Source organism: Curtobacterium sp. PhB191 (assembly GCF_004346515.1).
Lineage (GTDB): Bacteria > Actinomycetota > Actinomycetes > Actinomycetales > Microbacteriaceae > Curtobacterium.
On sequence record NZ_SMBV01000003.1, the window covers coordinates 278,691 to 293,487 of the forward strand.

The window sequence follows — 14,797 nt, forward strand, 5'->3', positions numbered from 1 at the left end:
CGGGTCAACCAACGCGTGCGATCCATTCGAGGTAGAAGAGGCCGACCCCCGCGGCGACGAAGAGCCCCGCGATGATCCAGAACCGGACGACGACCGTCACCTCGGCCCACCCCTTCAGCTCGAAGTGGTGGTGCAGCGGACTCATCCGGAAGATCCGCTTGCCGTGGGTGATCTTGAAGTACGCCCGCTGCAGGATGACCGAGCCGGTGACGATGAAGAACAGGCCACCGATCAGGATGAGCAGGAGCTCGGTGCGGCTGAGGATCGCGAGACCCGCCAGCGCCCCACCGAGGCCCAGCGAACCGGTGTCGCCGAGGAAGATCTGCGCCGGCGAGGTGTTGTACCAGAGGAACCCGATGAGCCCACCGCAGACCGCGGCCGCGACGACCGCCAGGTCGAGCGGGTTGCTCACGGTGTAGCAGGCGTGCTCCGTGCTCGCGTCGAGACGGGCACCACCGCAGATCTGGTTGGACTGCCAGAAGCCGATGATGACGTACGAGCCGATCGCCAGGATGCTCGAGCCGGTCGCGAGACCGTCGAGCCCGTCCGCGACGTTGACGCCGTTCGACGTCGACACCGTGAGCAGCACGATCCAGGCCAGGAACAGCACGGTGCCGATGACCGTGCCGAGCGCCATGAAGTCGAGCCACGGGATGTCCCGGATCGCCGAGATCATGGTCGACGCCGGGGGCTTGCCGTTCGACGTCGGCACCACCAGGGCGACCGTGGCGAAGATGACGCCGACGATGACCTGGCCGAGGACCTTGGCCCACCCGCCGAGCCCGAGGCTCCGCTGGCGCCGGACCTTGAGGAAGTCGTCGATGAAGCCGACGAAGCCCAGCCCCACCATGAGGAACAGCACGAGCAGGCCGGACAGGGTGATCGAGTCACGTCCGACCAGGTGGCCGACGAAGTACCCGATCACGGCGCCGATGATGAGGACGATGCCGCCCATCGTCGCGGTGCCGCGCTTGGTGTGGTGCGACTGCGGACCGTCGTCACGGATGAACTGCCCCCACCCGAGACGGTGGAAGAGCTTGATGAAGAACGGGGTGAGCAGCAACGTGAACACCAGCGACGTAGCGCCGGCGATGAGGAGCGCGATCATTCGGTGACACCTCCGAGGCGGTCGCCGAGGAATCGCAGTTCGGCCGACTTCGAGGACTTGACCAGGACCACGTCGCCGGGGCGGAGCATGTCCTGGAGTGACCGGACGGCGTCGTCGACGTCCTCGATGAACACCGATTCGCCGTCCCACGATCCCTCGAGGGTGGCTGCCTGGTGGATGGGCATCGCGCCGCGGCCGACGACCACGAGCTGTCCGATGCCGAGACGGACGACGAGCCGACCGATGCGGTCGTGCTCCTCGGTCGAGAACTCGCCGAGCTCGGCCATCTCGCCGAGCACGGCGACGGTCCGCTCCCCCGGGCGCACGATCTGCGCCAGGGTCCGCAGCGCCGCTGCGGTCGAGTCCGGCGACGCGTTGTAGGCGTCGTTGATCACGGTGACGCCCTCGGGGCCGCCCTGCAGCAGCTCCATGCGCCAGCGCTCGGCGCGCGTCATCGACGCGAGCGCCGCGGCGCCGTCGGCGAGCGGGACGCCCCAGCGGTGGGCGACCGTCAGGGCGGCGGCCGCGTTCATCGCGTGGTGCTCACCCAGGATCGCGAGGCGCACGTCCACGTGATCCGGGCCTCCCGGTCGGCCTCCGTCTGCAGACGGGTCGCCTACGGGGACGGGAGGCGCGGTGAGGGTGAAGCGGGTGCCGCTGCGGTCCGTCTCGATGCCGGTGATGCGGTAGTCGGCATCCGCCGACGTACCGAAGCCGACCACCTGCGCGGCAGTCAGCTCGCGCATCGACGCGACCCGGTCGTCGTCGACGTTGAGCAGCGCGGTCGCGGAGGCGGGCAGGTCGGTGACCATCTCGGACTTCGCGCGCTGCGTCGCCTCGATGCCGCCGAACTCGCCGGCGTGCGCGAGGCCCACCTTGAGCACGACACCGACGTCCGGCTCGGCGATGCGCACGAGTGCGGCGATGTGGCCGACGCCGCTCGCACCCATCTCGACGACCAGGAACCGCGTTTCGTACGCGACCCGGAGCATCGAGATCGGTGCTCCGACGTGATTGTTGAAGGACCCCTGGGGCGCGACGGTCTCGCCGTGCTGCTCGAGGATCGTCCGGAGCATGTTCTTCGTGCTCGTCTTGCCGTTCGAGCCGGTGATGCCGACGACCTTGAGCGGTGCGGGACGCCCCTCGGCGTCGACGCGGTCGGCGGATGCCATCCGGACCCGGGTGACGACCTCGTGCGCGAGCGCGGCGAGTGCTGCGTAGCCGTCCGCGACGACGATCTGCGGCGCGGTGGTCTCGACGCGCTCGGGCGTGATGACCAGCGCGGCACCCGCCTCGGTCGCGGCGGGCACGAAGCGGCGCCCGTCCGTGACCTCGCCAGGCAGGGCGAAGAAGACACTGCCGGGGCCGACCAGGCGCGAGTCGGTCTCGACCGAGCCCTCCACCACCAGGTCGCCGGGCTCGGCGACGTCGGTCGCCTGGGCACCACCGATCAGCTCGCCGCCGACCGCGGTGGCGATCTCGGCGAGGGTGAGCGCGATCATCGGAGGTCCTCGGCCGGACCGGAGTTCGGCTCCCAACCGGCTTCGCGCAGGGCCTGACGGGCCTCGTCGCGTGCCGAGTAGGGGGTGCGGACACCGGCGATGTCGCGGTAGTCCTGGTGGCCGGGGCCGGCCCAGAGGATGGAGTCGCCTTCGCCGAGCAGACCGACGGCCAAGCGGATGGCGGCCTCGGGCGGGCTCACCTCGTGCAGCTCGTGGTCCGGGAACGCCTCGCGCGCAGCGTCGACCAGGGTCTTCCGGATCGACGCGGCGTCCTCGAAGCGGGGGTGGTGGTCGGTGACGACGAGGATGTCGCTACCGGCCGCCGCGACGCGGGCCATGTCGCCGCGCTTCGTGGTGTCGCGGTCGCCGTCGGCGCCGAACAGCATGAGGACCTTGCCGGACGTGAACTGGCGGACGGCCGCGAGGGTGTTCTCGAACGCGTCGGCGCTGTGGCCGAAGTCGACGTAGACGCTCGGGCCGTGCTCGCCCGAGACACGCTCGGTCCGGCCGGGCAGGTAGCACTCGATGGCGGACACGCGGCGCACGGCGCCGTCGCGGTCGCTTCGGGCCTCGTGCTCGTCGCGGTCGTCTTCGTCCGGGTAGCGGCGGTGGTTGCTGTCGAGCGCGTGCGCGATGGCACCGAGCTCGAAACCGCCCTCGACCAGCATGACGATCGCCAGTGCGGCGTTCGCGGCCATGTGCCAGCCGATCAGGGGCACACGGGTCGTGAGCTCGCGGCCCTCGGGACCGGTCAGGCGGAACTCGGTGTACGCGGCGTGCGCCTCGACGATGTCGACGTGCCACTCGGCCTCGACGTCCGGGTGCACGGTGATCGTCGTGACCGGGATGCGGGAGTCCTGCACCACGCGGTGGCCCCAGTCGGTGTCCAGCGAGACGACGCCGCGACGGGCGTGCTCGGGCTGGAACAGCGGGAGCTTCGCCTGGTAGTACTCCTCCATGTCGGCGTAGTCGTCGAGGTGGTCGTGCGACAGGTTGGTGAAGGCCGCGACGTCGAAGACGATGCCGTCGACCCGGTGGCGGCTGAGGGCCTGCGCGCTCACCTCGACGGCGACCGCGCGCACCTCGCTCTCGCGCATCCGGGCGAGGAGCGCGTGCATCTCGCTGGCCTCGGGCGTGGTGAGGCGGCTCGTCACGCTGAGCGTGCCGATGTGGCGCTCGGCGGTCGAGCTCAGGCCGGTGACCAGGCCGAGCTGCTTGAGGATCCCCTCGAGGATGTACGACGTGCTCGTCTTGCCGTTCGTGCCGGTGACGGCGAACAGCTGCGGCAGGTCGGTGGCCTCGTCCGGGTGGGTGCGGTAGACCCAGGCGGACACATCGCCCAGGGCTGCACGGGGGTCGTCCACGACGAGGACCGGCAGGCCGGCCGCTCGTGCGCTCTCCACGCCCGCGTCGTCGGTCAGGACGGCGACGGCACCGCGCTCGGCGGCCTCGGTGGAGAACTCCGCGCCGTGCCGGTTCGCACCGTGCACGCCGACGAAGACGTCACCCGGCTGCACCTCGGCGGCGCTCAGCGTGACACCGGTCGTCTCGACGGCGTCGAGGGAACCGACGACGCGGAGGCCGAACGCGTTCGCGAGTTCGGCGACCGCCCTCGGGGTCGGGTGTTCGGGCCGGAGGACCGGGGGGATCCGTGCGGACAAGTGTTCCTTCTTCCTCACCACGTGGACGGGTAGAGCTTCGCCTCGGACGCGGAGGGGGCTACTCGGTACTTCTCGAGCACCTGGGACATGAGTGTGCGGAACGCCGGAGCCGCTCCGCTCGACCACTTGTTGGTCTGCGGCTTCGTGAACGTCACCGTGACAACATACTGGGGGTCTTCGGCGGGTGCCATTCCGGCCACCGAGGTGATGCGCTGACCGCCGTAGCCCTTCGAGCCCTCGGCCACCTCGGCGGTACCGGTCTTCGCGGCGATGTTGTAGCCCGAGATCGGCTTCATGCCCACGAGCGTGCCGCCCGTGACCACGCTCTGGAGCATGTCGGTGACCTGGGTCGCAGCGTCGGCGGACACGACGCGCTGCTTCTGCACGTCGGGCGCGTCGATGGTCTTGCCGTCCGAGGTGGTGCAGCCCTTGACGAAGTGCAGCGGGATCCGGACACCGTCGTTCGCGATGGTCTGGAACACGCTGGCGACCTGGACCGCGGTCGTCGAGATGCCCTGGCCGAACATCGAGTTGATGTTCGTCTGCTGGTCCCAGTTCGGGCTCGAGCCGTAGTCCATCGACGGCTGGCCCGGGTAGTCGATCGCCGACTCCGGTTCGAACAGCCCGAACTTCTGCATGTAGTCGTACCGCTGCTGCGCGGTGAGGCGCGACCCGAGCTCGGTGATGCCGACGTTCGACGAGTTCTGCAGGATGCCCGTCAGCGTCAGGTTCTCGGTCTCGTGGAACTCGGAGTCGTGGATCGTGCCGCCCCAGGGGAAGGTGCGCGAGTACGGCACGACCGCCTGGTCGGTGGGACTCGACTTGCCCTGGTCGATCAGGGCCGCGGCGATGGCGGCCTTGATCGTCGATCCGGGCTCGTAGCTCGCCGTGAGCGCCCGGGAACCGTATGCACCCTTGTCGGTGGTGGCGTCCACGTCGTTCGGGTCGACGGTGGGGTAGTCGGCGACCGCGAGCAGCTCACCCGTCTTGACGTTCGTGACCGTGGCCGTCGCGGACTCGGCCTGCAGGGTCTTCGAGGCAGAGGCGATGGTCTGCAACGCCATGTACTGCAGGTCGCTGTCGATCGTCGTGACGAGCGTGCCGCCGTCCTTGGCCTGCTTCTTCGTCACGGTGCTGCCCGGCAGCTGGACGCCGTCCTCACCGCGCTCGTACGTCTCCGAGCCGTTCGTGCCCGCGAGGCACTTGTTGTAGGCGTACTCCAGGCCGGCCTGTGCGCCGTCGGTGCCCATGAAGCCGGTGACGTTGCCCGTGGTCGCACCCGTCGGGTAGACCCGCGACGCCTGCTGCTCCTTGTAGATCCAGGGGATGCCGAGGTCGGTGACCGCCTCGTAGTGCTTCACGTCGAGGCCCTTGACCAGGTAGGCGAAGTCCGACTTCGGGTTCGCGGCGATGTTCTTCCGCATGGTCGCGACGTCGCCACCCGAGGCCTTCGCCAGGGCGGTGAGCGCCGTCGACACGCTGATGTCCTTGACCCGGGTCCCGCCGAGCTTGCCCTTGAACTTCTTGACCAGGCGCGGGGCGGTGGTGATGTTGTACCGGGTGACGCTGTCGGCGAGTTCCGTGCCGTTGCGGTCGACGATCGACCCGCGGGTGCCGTAGATCGTCACCGGGATGCTGCGCTTCTGGGTCGACTGCTCGTTGAGGGCCGAGGCCTGCACGACCTGGATGTCGACGAGGCGGACCACGAAGACACCCACCAGGGCGATCACGGCGATCATCACGATGCTGTAGCGCAGTCGGCGGTTGCGGATCGTCTTCGTCACGCGGTGCGGTCCTTCCCGGATGGTGCTGAGGGTGGTTCAGACCCGCAGGTCACCGGGTGGAGGGCGCCTGGAGCTGGTTCGCGTCGGACTCTACGGAGGACTTCGAGGAACCCCCGTCCGACGCGCTGGCGCCGCTCGTCTTCTCAGACGCGGCGCTGCCGGCCGTGCTGCTCGTCGCGCTGTCGGCGGCGTCATCGGCCTTCGCGTCGGCGCTGCCGGCGGTGCTGGCGCTGCCGGTGGTCGAGCCCGTCTCCTTGCTCGTCGACGTGTCGCCCTGCTTCGCGGCGAGGGGGACGTCGTTCAGCAGGGAGTTCGGCACCTGGTTCTCCGTGCTCGCCGTGGCCGGGTCGGCGACCGCGGGCGTCGGCGTGCCGTACACCCGGCCCGTCTTGGGGTCGAGGTACACCGGCGTGGAGTTGGCGATCATCCCGAGCGACTGCGCGTTGCGGGCCAGGTTCTGCGGCGAGTCGAGCACCCGGAGTTCCTCGGAGAGCGACTGCTGCGTGCGGGAGAGGTTCGTCTGCTCCGTGCCGAGGGCGCTCAGCGTGTAGGCCCCCTGGCTGAGCACCATGCTGATGCCGAGCTGGGCGAGCAGCAGGACGCCGAGGGCGACGACCGCGGTGACGGCGTAGCCGATGCGGGGCCGCGCACGGCGCTGGGCCGCGGTCGGTGTGGCCTCGACGAGCTCCGGTCGGCTCTGGCGGTCCGGGCGCGGGGCGCGGGACGGGACGACGGCGGGGTCGACGAGTGCGAGGTTCGTGCTCATGTCACTTCCGGATCCGCTCGGCCGCGCGCAGGCGCACGGGTGTTGCTCGGGGGTTGGCGGCGCGCTCGGCCTCGTCGGCCAGCTCGGCGCCCTTGACGATCAGGGAGAAGGTGGGGGCGTGCTCGGGGAGCTCGACCGGCAGCCCGGCAGGGGCGCTCGACTTCGTGCGCGCCACCAGTGCCCGCTTGACGATGCGGTCCTCGAGCGACTGGTACGACTCCACGACGATGCGACCGCCGACCGCGATGGCGTCGAGCGCCGCCGGGATCGCGCGTTCGAGGACGCTGAGTTCGGCGTTCACCTCGATGCGGAGCGCCTGGAACACGCGCTTCGCGGGGTGGCCCTGGCGCTGGATCGCGACCGGGGTCGCGTCGTGGAGCACCTGCACCAGGTCGCCCGACATCTCGAACGGCACGCTCGCGCGGCGGTCGACGATGGCCCGGGCGTAGCGGCCGGCGAGCTTCTCCTCGCCGTAGCGCTGGAAGATGCGGCGCAGTTCGCCCTCGTCGTAGGTGGCCAGGACGTCGGCAGCGGTCTGCCCCTCGGTCCGGTCCATCCGCATGTCGAGCGGGGCGTCCTGGCTGTACGCGAAGCCGCGCTCGGCCCGGTCGAGCTGCAGCGAGCTGACCCCGAGGTCGAACAGCACGCCGTCGACCTGACGGAAGCCCTCGCCCTCGATCGCGTCGACGATGCCGTCGTACACGGTGTGCACCAGGCGGACGCGGTCGCCGAAGCGGGCCAGGCGCTCCCCCGCGATGCCGAGGGCGTCGGTGTCACGGTCGAGACCGATCAGCGTCAGGTCCGGGAACCGCTCGAGCAGCCCCTCGGAGTGTCCGCCCATGCCGAGCGTGGCGTCGACGACGACCTTGCCCGGTCCGTCGAGCGTCGGCGTGAACAGGTCGACGATGCGCTCGAGCATCACCGGCGTGTGCGGGAAGCGTGGTGTCCCGTTGTCGTTGTCGGCCATGTGCAGCCCCTCGTCTTCCGGGCCGCGGGTCCGGATCCCCATCCATGCGACCTGACATCGGGGAAGTGATGTCAGGGCTTCACGGCTGGGAGTCCCGATCCACGGATCAGAAGATCCCCGGGATCACCTCCTCGTCGTTGTCGGCGAACGCCTCTTCGGCTTCGGCGTAGTAGGCCTCCCACGCGGTGGTCGACCAGATCTCGGCACGGTCACCGCTGCCGATGACCGTCAGGTCCCGCTCGAGCCCCGCGTACTCACGGAGGTTCTGCGGGATCGTCACGCGGTTCTGCTTGTCGGGCTGTTCGGCGCTGGCCCCCGAGAGGAACAGGCGCATGTAGTCCCTGGTGCGCTTCGACGTCATCGGTGCGGTCCGGATGCGTTCGTGGAGTTCCTCGAACGTCCGGGCGCTGAAGACCACGACGCAGCGTTCCTGGCCGCGGGTCATCACGAGTCCCCCGGACAGTTCGTCCCGGAACTTGGCGGGGAGGATCACGCGACCCTTCTCGTCGAGCTTCGGGGCATGAGTACCGAGCAGCACGTCGGGCCTCCCCTCCGCTCCACCGGACCGTTGCAAGCCCCACTTTACTCCACTGCCCTCCCCCCGGCCAGGATTCCGCTCCCTTTTCGCCCCGTGGCACCCCTTTTGGGGCCGTTTCGGCAGCTTTAGGAGCCGCACAGCTGTGGCGGATGCCCGTCGTGCCGGGGATCCGGGCGGGTGTGGCGGCCGTGGAGGAAAGTGGAGGACTTTCGCAGCCAGTGGAGCGTCCCGTGGCGCGCCGAGGCTCACGGTCGGCTCCACCACGGCCAGCCGCCGGTCAGCGCACGGTCACGACGCGCTGCCGCCCCGACGCCGAGAGGTCACGAACCGTCGCTCGCGCGGACTGCAGCCGACAGTTCGTGGCCCCCGGGCAACCACCGCGCGGCATGTCGTGACCACTCGCGCGCACACGCGGCGACGGTTCACCCCCGGCCTGGAGGCCCACCCCACCTCCGCCACGTTGCTCACGTGGGCCAGCGGTCGGCTCCACCACGGCCGGCCGCCGGTCAGCGCACGGTCACGACGCGCTGCCGCCGCGACGCCGAGTGGTCACGAACCGCCGCTCGCGCGGACCACAGCCGACAGTTCGTGGCCCCCGGGCAACCACCGCGCGGCATGTCGTGACCACTCGCGCGCACACGAACCTGCCCCGCCCGATCCTGCCCGCCCCGGGAACGCGAAACGGGGCCGGCCCGAAGGCCGGCCCCGTCACGAGGGAGGAGTGTGGAGGGCTGCTACTGCCCCTGGTCGTTCCGCTTGTCCCAGCGGTCGTTCATGCGGTCCATGAAAGACCCGCCGCCACCGCCGCCGTTGGCCGGACGAGCCGAACCACCGGACGCCGGAGCACCCGGCCGAGCGGGCTTCGCCTTCGGGGCACGCATGCCCGGGCGCAACGCGAAGAGGACACCGGCGAGCATCACGACGAAGCCGAGGATGCCCAGCAGCGGGGCCTTGATCACGAGACCGACGATCACGATCGCGACGCCCGCGAGTGCACCGAGCACTCCGAGCGTGATGGCTGTGTACGTCGGACGACCCTGTCGACGTGTGACACGCGCCACGAAATCGGAATCGTTCTGGTAGAGGCTGCGCTCCATCTCTTCGAGAAGGCGCTGCTCCTGTTCCGAGAGCGGCATCTTGGTTCCCTCTGTTCCTGGGATCGACGCGGGGTTGAACAACCGGGCTGGAAAACACTCGGTTGAGTGGACCGATTCTATGTCCCAACCGCTCCACTAGGGTAGGGACTGTGGCTGAGAGTACGCGATTAGTGGACCTCGTATCGGCGCGTATCGACCGGGCACTCGACGAGCAGCGTGAACGGCTCCTCGCGATCAGCCCCGATCTCGCCCCGTTCGACCTGTACGCCCGAGATCTGCTGTCCGGCGGCAAGCGCTTCCGGGCGCTGTTCTGCTACTGGGGGTGGCAGTCGGTGGCGGGCCGATCGGGCTCGTTCGACCCGCTGGCGGAGGGCTCCCGCCAGACCACGGCCGAGGCGATCGTCACGGTCGCCGCAGCGCTCGAGGTCTTCCACGCAGCGGCCCTGGTGCACGACGACATCATGGACCGCTCCGACACCCGCCGTGGGCGTCCCGCAGCACACCGCCGGTTCGAGTCCCTCCACCAGGAGTCCGGCTTCGTCGGCGACCGCGGGCAGTACGGCACGAACTCGGCACTGCTGCTCGGCGACCTGCTGCTGTCCCTCAGCGACTCGGTGTTCGACGAGGGCCTCGCGCTCCTCGACCCGGTACGAGCCCGCATCGTGCGCCAGGAGTTCCACGCGATGCGCCTCGACGTCACCGCGGGCCAGTACCTCGACGTGCACGAAGAGACCGCCTGGCCCGTCATCGACGAGTCCGAGCACCTGCTCCGCGCCCAGCGCGTCATCGTCTTCAAGTCCGCGAAGTACTCGATCGAAGCACCGCTCGTCATCGGCGCGCTGGTGGCCGGCGCGAGCGACTCGCAGCTCGAGGGCCTCCGCGCCTTCGGGCTCCCCCTCGGCGTCGCCTACCAGCTGCGCGACGACATGCTCGGCGTGTTCGGTGACCCCGAGGTCACCGGCAAGCCCGCCGGCGACGACCTGCGCGAGGGCAAGCGGACCGTGCTCATCGCCTCGGCCCGCAAGGCGCTGGCCAGTGGCCCGCGGCAGCTGCTCGACGAGCTCCTCGGCGACCCCGACCTCGACGAGGAGCAGGTGCAGATGCTCCGCGCCACCCTCACCGAGTCCGGTGCGGTCGCCGCGGTCGAGCGTTCCATCGACCGGCACGTGCAGCGTGCGAAGGCGGCGCTCGACGCGTCGCCGTTGACGCCGTCGGCACGCGAGCAGCTCGCGTCGCTGGCCGACACGGTCAGCCGCCGGTCGTCCTAGACGCGACACCAGGACAGACGGGAGGCCCGGTGCCAGCTGGCACCGGGCCTCCCGTCTGCTCGGAACGCGTCTAGAGCAGCGACTGGGCCACGCGACGCACCTCGGCCTTGCGCCCGGCGCGCAGCGCCGCGATGGGCGAGACGCCCATCGAGTCGTCGACGGTGAGCATCCAGCGGACGGCCTCGTCGTCGGTGAAGCCGTTGTCGCTGAGCACGGTCAGGGTGCCACGCAGCTCGGGCATGGGCTCACGGTCCTCGAGGAACTCGCTCGGCACGCGCAGGACACCACCGACGCGGGCCGCCAGCAGGGTCTTCTCCTCGAACAGGCGGTGGATCCGGCCGGGGCTGGTGCTGAACAGGTCCACCAGTTCGGGGACGGTCAGCCAGCGCTCGGAGAGGGAGAGGTCGTCGACGGGTGCAGCACTCACACGCCCATGGTGCCAGAGCGGGGCACCGAGTGAGTACGCACCGTTCGTCACATTCGTCACACGCACCACATCCGGCTCTCTGGTTGACTTGGGAATCACACCATGCCAGCGTTGTGCCACCTGTGAGTGCGCGCATGCACGCGCACGGGACAGTCGAGATCAGGAGAAACCGTGGACAACGCTGCAGACGAAGCCGCCCGGCGCGCACGATCCGCCCGGTTCGCGACCATGCCCATCGTCCTCGCGGGCACGATCGCGGTGACCGCCGGCCTGACCGGCCCCATCGCGCACGCCGAACCGCGACACGACGACGCGGACTCGAACCACAAGCGTCACGTCGACCAGGACCGCAACGTCGGCAACCGTCCGGTCTTCGGCACCGCGGTCGCACGTCCGTCGCAGACCGTCGTCACGACGGTCGCCGCGACGACGAAGGCAGCCGCCCCCACGACCTACACCGTCCGTCAGGGCGACACGGTCTCGGGCATCGCCGCCCGCTTCGGCCTGTCGGCGCAGGAGGTCCTGGTGCGGAACGGCCTCGGCTGGAACACGATCATCCACCCCGGGCAGACGCTGCACCTGGCGTCGACGCCCGCGGTGACCACGGCGCGCACGACCACGAGCGCCGGATCGACGTCCGGGTCCGGGTCGGGGTCGAGCACCTCGAGCTACCACGTGAAGTCGGGCGACACCGTGTCCGGCATCGCATCGCGGGTCGGCGTGTCGACCACGGCGCTCCTCAGCGCCAACAAGCTCTCGCAGCGCAGCGTGATCTACCCCGGTCAGACGCTCCGGGTGCCGCACGGCTCGTCCGGAGGCGGCTCGGTGTCCACGGCCGCAGCGTCGTCCGGTTCGTCGGGCTCGTCGGGTTCGTCGAAGTCGAGTGTGAGGATCTCCTCGGGCGACACGATCGGCTCGATCGCCGCGTCCCACCACGTCTCCGTCGCCTCGCTGCTGTCGGCGAACGGCCTGACCTACACGAGCACGATCTACGCGGGCAAGACCCTCGTCATCCCGTCGTCGAGCACTGCGGCGACGACCGCCGCCGCCCCGTCGCGCGCCGCGGTGAGCGCCGCCGTCGGACTGAGTGCCGAGCAGCGCCAGAACGCGGCCACCATCGTCGCCGTCGGCCGCTCCCTCGGGGTGTCCGACCGCGGCATCGTGGTGGCCCTGGCCGCCGCGATGCAGGAGTCGAGCCTGCGCAACCTGCCCCACGGCGACCGCGACTCGGTCGGCCTGTTCCAGCAGCGGCCGAGCCAGGGCTGGGGCAGTGCGGCGAAGCTGCAGGACCCCGCGTACGCGACGAAGCTGTTCTTCGGCGGTCGCAGCAACCCGAACGTCGGCAAGACCCGCGGGCTGCTCGACGTGCCCGGGTGGTCGTCGATGAGCATCACCGACGCCGCCCAGGCCGTGCAGCTCTCCGCCTACCCCAAGGCCTACGCCAACTGGGCGAGCGCCGCCCAGGGCTGGCTGGCCACCCTCTGAGTCTCATCCGGAAGATCGAGATTGGGTCACGACCGGTGCGCCGGTGCGGTCCCGTGCAGTCTCGATTCGTAGAATGCCGCCGATGACCACCAACGCCGCCACGGATCCGATGATCGGTCGCATGATCGATCAGCGGTACCGCGTCCGCTCCCGCATCGCGCGCGGGGGCATGGCGACCGTGTACCTCGCGACCGACGTCCGCCTCGAGCGACGCGTCGCGATCAAGATCATGCACGGGCACCTGGCCGACGACCAGGCCTTCCGTGAGCGCTTCATCCAAGAGGCGAGGTCCGCCGCGCGGCTGTCCCACCCGAACCTGGTCGGCGTCTACGACCAGGGCGCCGAGGACGACACCGCGTACATCGTCATGGAGTACATCCCGGGCATCACGCTGCGGGACCTGCTGCAGGAGCACCACGCCCTGACGCCCGAGCAGGCGACCGACATCCTGCGCGCCGTGCTGGCCGGACTCGCCTCGGCCCACCGCGCCGGCATCGTGCACCGCGACCTGAAGCCCGAGAACGTCCTGCTCGCCGACGACGGCCGCATCAAGCTCGGCGACTTCGGCCTGGCCCGGGCGACGACGGCGAACACCGCGACCGGGGCCGCCCTGCTCGGCACGATCGCGTACCTCTCCCCCGAGCTCGTGACCCGTGGCGCTGCCGACTCACGCAGCGACATCTACGCGCTCGGCATCATGCTCTACGAGATGCTCACCGGCGAACAGCCCTACAAGGGCGAGCAGCCGATGCAGATCGCCTACCAGCACGCGAACGACACGGTGCCCGTCCCGAGTGCCGCGGTGTCCGGCGTCCCGCCCGAGCTCGACGAGCTCGTCGCCTGGTCGACCGCCCGCGACCCCGAGGACCGACCGCGCGACGCCCGCGAGATGCTCGACCACATGGCGGGCAACCAGCAGCGTGCCACGGGCCAGTACCGGACCGCCGTGCTGCGGCCCGAGAACGCAACCGCCATCCTGCCGTCCGGCGGCGGGACCGCTGCCGGTGTCGGCGCTGCTGCCGCTGGTGCCCGTGCTGCTGCCGCCGACGCACCGGCGGCCACCGATGCCACGGCGATCATCGACAGCCCCGACCGCGGGCGTCCCACGACCCGGAACCGCAACACCGGTCCGGGCCCGCGCCGCACGGGTGCGCAGCCCGGGGTGCTCTCGCCCGCGGGACAGCGCCTGGCCGACCTCTCCGCGAAGCGTCGCAAGCGCGGCTGGATCGCGCTGTCGGTCTTCGTCGTGCTCCTGCTCATCGGCGCGGGCTTCGGCTGGTACTTCGGGCCGGGGCCGGGTGGCAACGTGCGCATCCCCGAAGTGACGGGCAAGTCGGTCTCGCAGGCCCGGCAGCTGCTCGAAGCCCAGGGCCTGCACGCGGCGTCGAAGACCGGAACCCGGTTCGACGCCGTCGTCGCGAAGGGACAGGTGTCCATCACCAAGCCGGCCGCGAAGCGCGAGGTGCAGAAGGGCACGTCGGTGCAGCTCGTCGTGTCGAACGGGCCGAAGATGATCGCGCTTCCGACGATCGTCGGGCAGCCGATCTCCACCGTCACCGCCGCGCTCGACGACGACTTCGAGCTGCAGGACAACCGGTACGAGTTCTCGGCCGACGCCGCGAAGGACACCGTCATCGCGGCGACCGGCCGCGCGTCCGGCGGCAAAGCGCTCGACCTGACGTCGGTCAAGGCCTACGGCGAGACCGGCCCGGTCACGCTCACGGTGTCCCTCGGCGCCGTGCCGGACGTCGTGGGCAAGACCGTCGACCAGGCCTCCGCGGAGCTCGACGCGGTCGGCCTCATCCTCGGAGCCCGCACCGAGGAGTTCAGCGAGGACGTCCCCTCCGGGCAGATCGTCTCCGCCGAGGTGCAGGACTCCCCCGCCGTGCGCGGCACCGCGATCGACGTCGTCGTGTCGAAGGGCCCGACGCCGATCACCCTGCCCGAGGACGGCGTCGTCGGCTCGACCATCAACGAGGCCACCGCGACCCTCGAGGGCCTCGGGCTCAAGGTCTCCGTGCCCGACTGCACGAACATCCTGTGCGGGTTCTACGACTGGAAGTCGTCGCTGCCGGTGACCGGCACCGACCCGGGTGCCGGAGCCACGGTGTACCGCGGCGACACGGTCACGCTCTCCTACGACCAGTAGGCGGTCGGGCAGCCCGGCCGGTCCGGTCCGGTCCGCCGAAGCGAC

General features: G+C 70.4%; 12 protein-coding genes. 3 read left to right on the plus strand and 9 right to left on the minus strand.

Features of this window, described 5'->3' with window-relative positions; genetic code table 11:
- Nucleotides 1-4: 4 nt before the first annotated feature.
- From mraY to EDF48_RS07040, 8 genes are all read right to left on the minus strand, one after another.
- Nucleotides 5-1,108, minus strand: a complete 1,104-nt coding sequence (gene mraY, locus EDF48_RS07005) for a phospho-N-acetylmuramoyl-pentapeptide-transferase (protein WP_123938314.1) — start codon at nucleotides 1,106-1,108, stop codon at nucleotides 5-7.
- Nucleotides 1,105-2,610 carry a UDP-N-acetylmuramoyl-tripeptide--D-alanyl-D-alanine ligase gene (gene murF / locus EDF48_RS07010; RefSeq protein ID WP_131878997.1) on the minus strand — a complete coding sequence of 502 codons (1,506 nt, stop codon included), beginning with the start codon at nucleotides 2,608-2,610 and terminating at the stop codon, nucleotides 1,105-1,107. Before murF ends, mraY begins: the two co-directional genes overlap by 4 nt.
- On the minus strand, nucleotides 2,607-4,271 hold the full coding sequence (locus tag EDF48_RS07015) for a UDP-N-acetylmuramoyl-L-alanyl-D-glutamate--2,6-diaminopimelate ligase (RefSeq protein ID WP_131878999.1): 1,665 nt from the start codon (nucleotides 4,269-4,271) through the stop codon (nucleotides 2,607-2,609). The genes murF and EDF48_RS07015 overlap by 4 nt, the downstream gene beginning before the upstream one ends.
- A gap of 14 nt (nucleotides 4,272-4,285) precedes the next feature.
- Nucleotides 4,286-6,055, minus strand: a complete 1,770-nt coding sequence (locus EDF48_RS07020) for a penicillin-binding protein 2 (protein ID WP_123292460.1) — start codon at nucleotides 6,053-6,055, stop codon at nucleotides 4,286-4,288.
- A gap of 49 nt (nucleotides 6,056-6,104) precedes the next feature.
- Nucleotides 6,105-6,821, minus strand: coding sequence for a hypothetical protein (locus EDF48_RS07025; RefSeq protein WP_131879001.1), 717 nt, complete (start codon nucleotides 6,819-6,821; stop codon nucleotides 6,105-6,107).
- Between the two features lies 1 nt (nucleotide 6,822).
- On the minus strand, nucleotides 6,823-7,788 hold the full coding sequence (rsmH, locus tag EDF48_RS07030; RefSeq protein WP_123292832.1) for a 16S rRNA (cytosine(1402)-N(4))-methyltransferase RsmH: 966 nt from the start codon (nucleotides 7,786-7,788) through the stop codon (nucleotides 6,823-6,825).
- Nucleotides 7,789-7,894: 106 nt separating this feature from the next.
- Nucleotides 7,895-8,326, minus strand: a complete 432-nt coding sequence (gene mraZ / locus EDF48_RS07035) for a division/cell wall cluster transcriptional repressor MraZ (RefSeq protein WP_071254530.1) — start codon at nucleotides 8,324-8,326, stop codon at nucleotides 7,895-7,897.
- A 734-nt stretch (nucleotides 8,327-9,060) separates the two neighbouring features.
- The gene (locus EDF48_RS07040; RefSeq protein WP_123292458.1) at nucleotides 9,061-9,462 is read right to left on the minus strand and encodes a DUF3040 domain-containing protein; all 402 of its coding nucleotides are present in this window, start codon (nucleotides 9,460-9,462) and stop codon (nucleotides 9,061-9,063) included.
- Between the two features lie 131 nt (nucleotides 9,463-9,593).
- Between EDF48_RS07040 and EDF48_RS07045 the strand changes: the two genes are divergently transcribed.
- Complete coding sequence (locus EDF48_RS07045) at nucleotides 9,594-10,691, plus strand: polyprenyl synthetase family protein (RefSeq protein ID WP_235036036.1); 1,098 nt, start codon at nucleotides 9,594-9,596, stop codon at nucleotides 10,689-10,691.
- Between the two features lie 70 nt (nucleotides 10,692-10,761).
- Here the strand turns inward: EDF48_RS07045 and EDF48_RS07050 are convergent, their stop codons facing one another.
- A complete protein-coding gene (locus tag EDF48_RS07050; protein WP_111085815.1) occupies nucleotides 10,762-11,118 on the minus strand; it encodes an Rv2175c family DNA-binding protein in 357 nt (118 codons plus the stop codon).
- A 171-nt stretch (nucleotides 11,119-11,289) separates the two neighbouring features.
- On the opposite strand from EDF48_RS07050, the gene EDF48_RS07055 reads away from it, so the two are divergent.
- Both EDF48_RS07055 and pknB read left to right on the plus strand, forming a co-directional pair.
- A complete protein-coding gene (locus tag EDF48_RS07055; RefSeq protein ID WP_131879003.1) occupies nucleotides 11,290-12,603 on the plus strand; it encodes a LysM peptidoglycan-binding domain-containing protein in 1,314 nt (437 codons plus the stop codon).
- An 82-nt stretch (nucleotides 12,604-12,685) separates the two neighbouring features.
- Nucleotides 12,686-14,752 (plus strand): Stk1 family PASTA domain-containing Ser/Thr kinase, encoded by a 2,067-nt coding sequence (pknB, locus tag EDF48_RS07060; protein WP_123939174.1) that lies wholly within the window; start codon nucleotides 12,686-12,688, stop codon nucleotides 14,750-14,752.
- The last annotated feature ends 45 nt before the right edge of the window (nucleotides 14,753-14,797 follow it).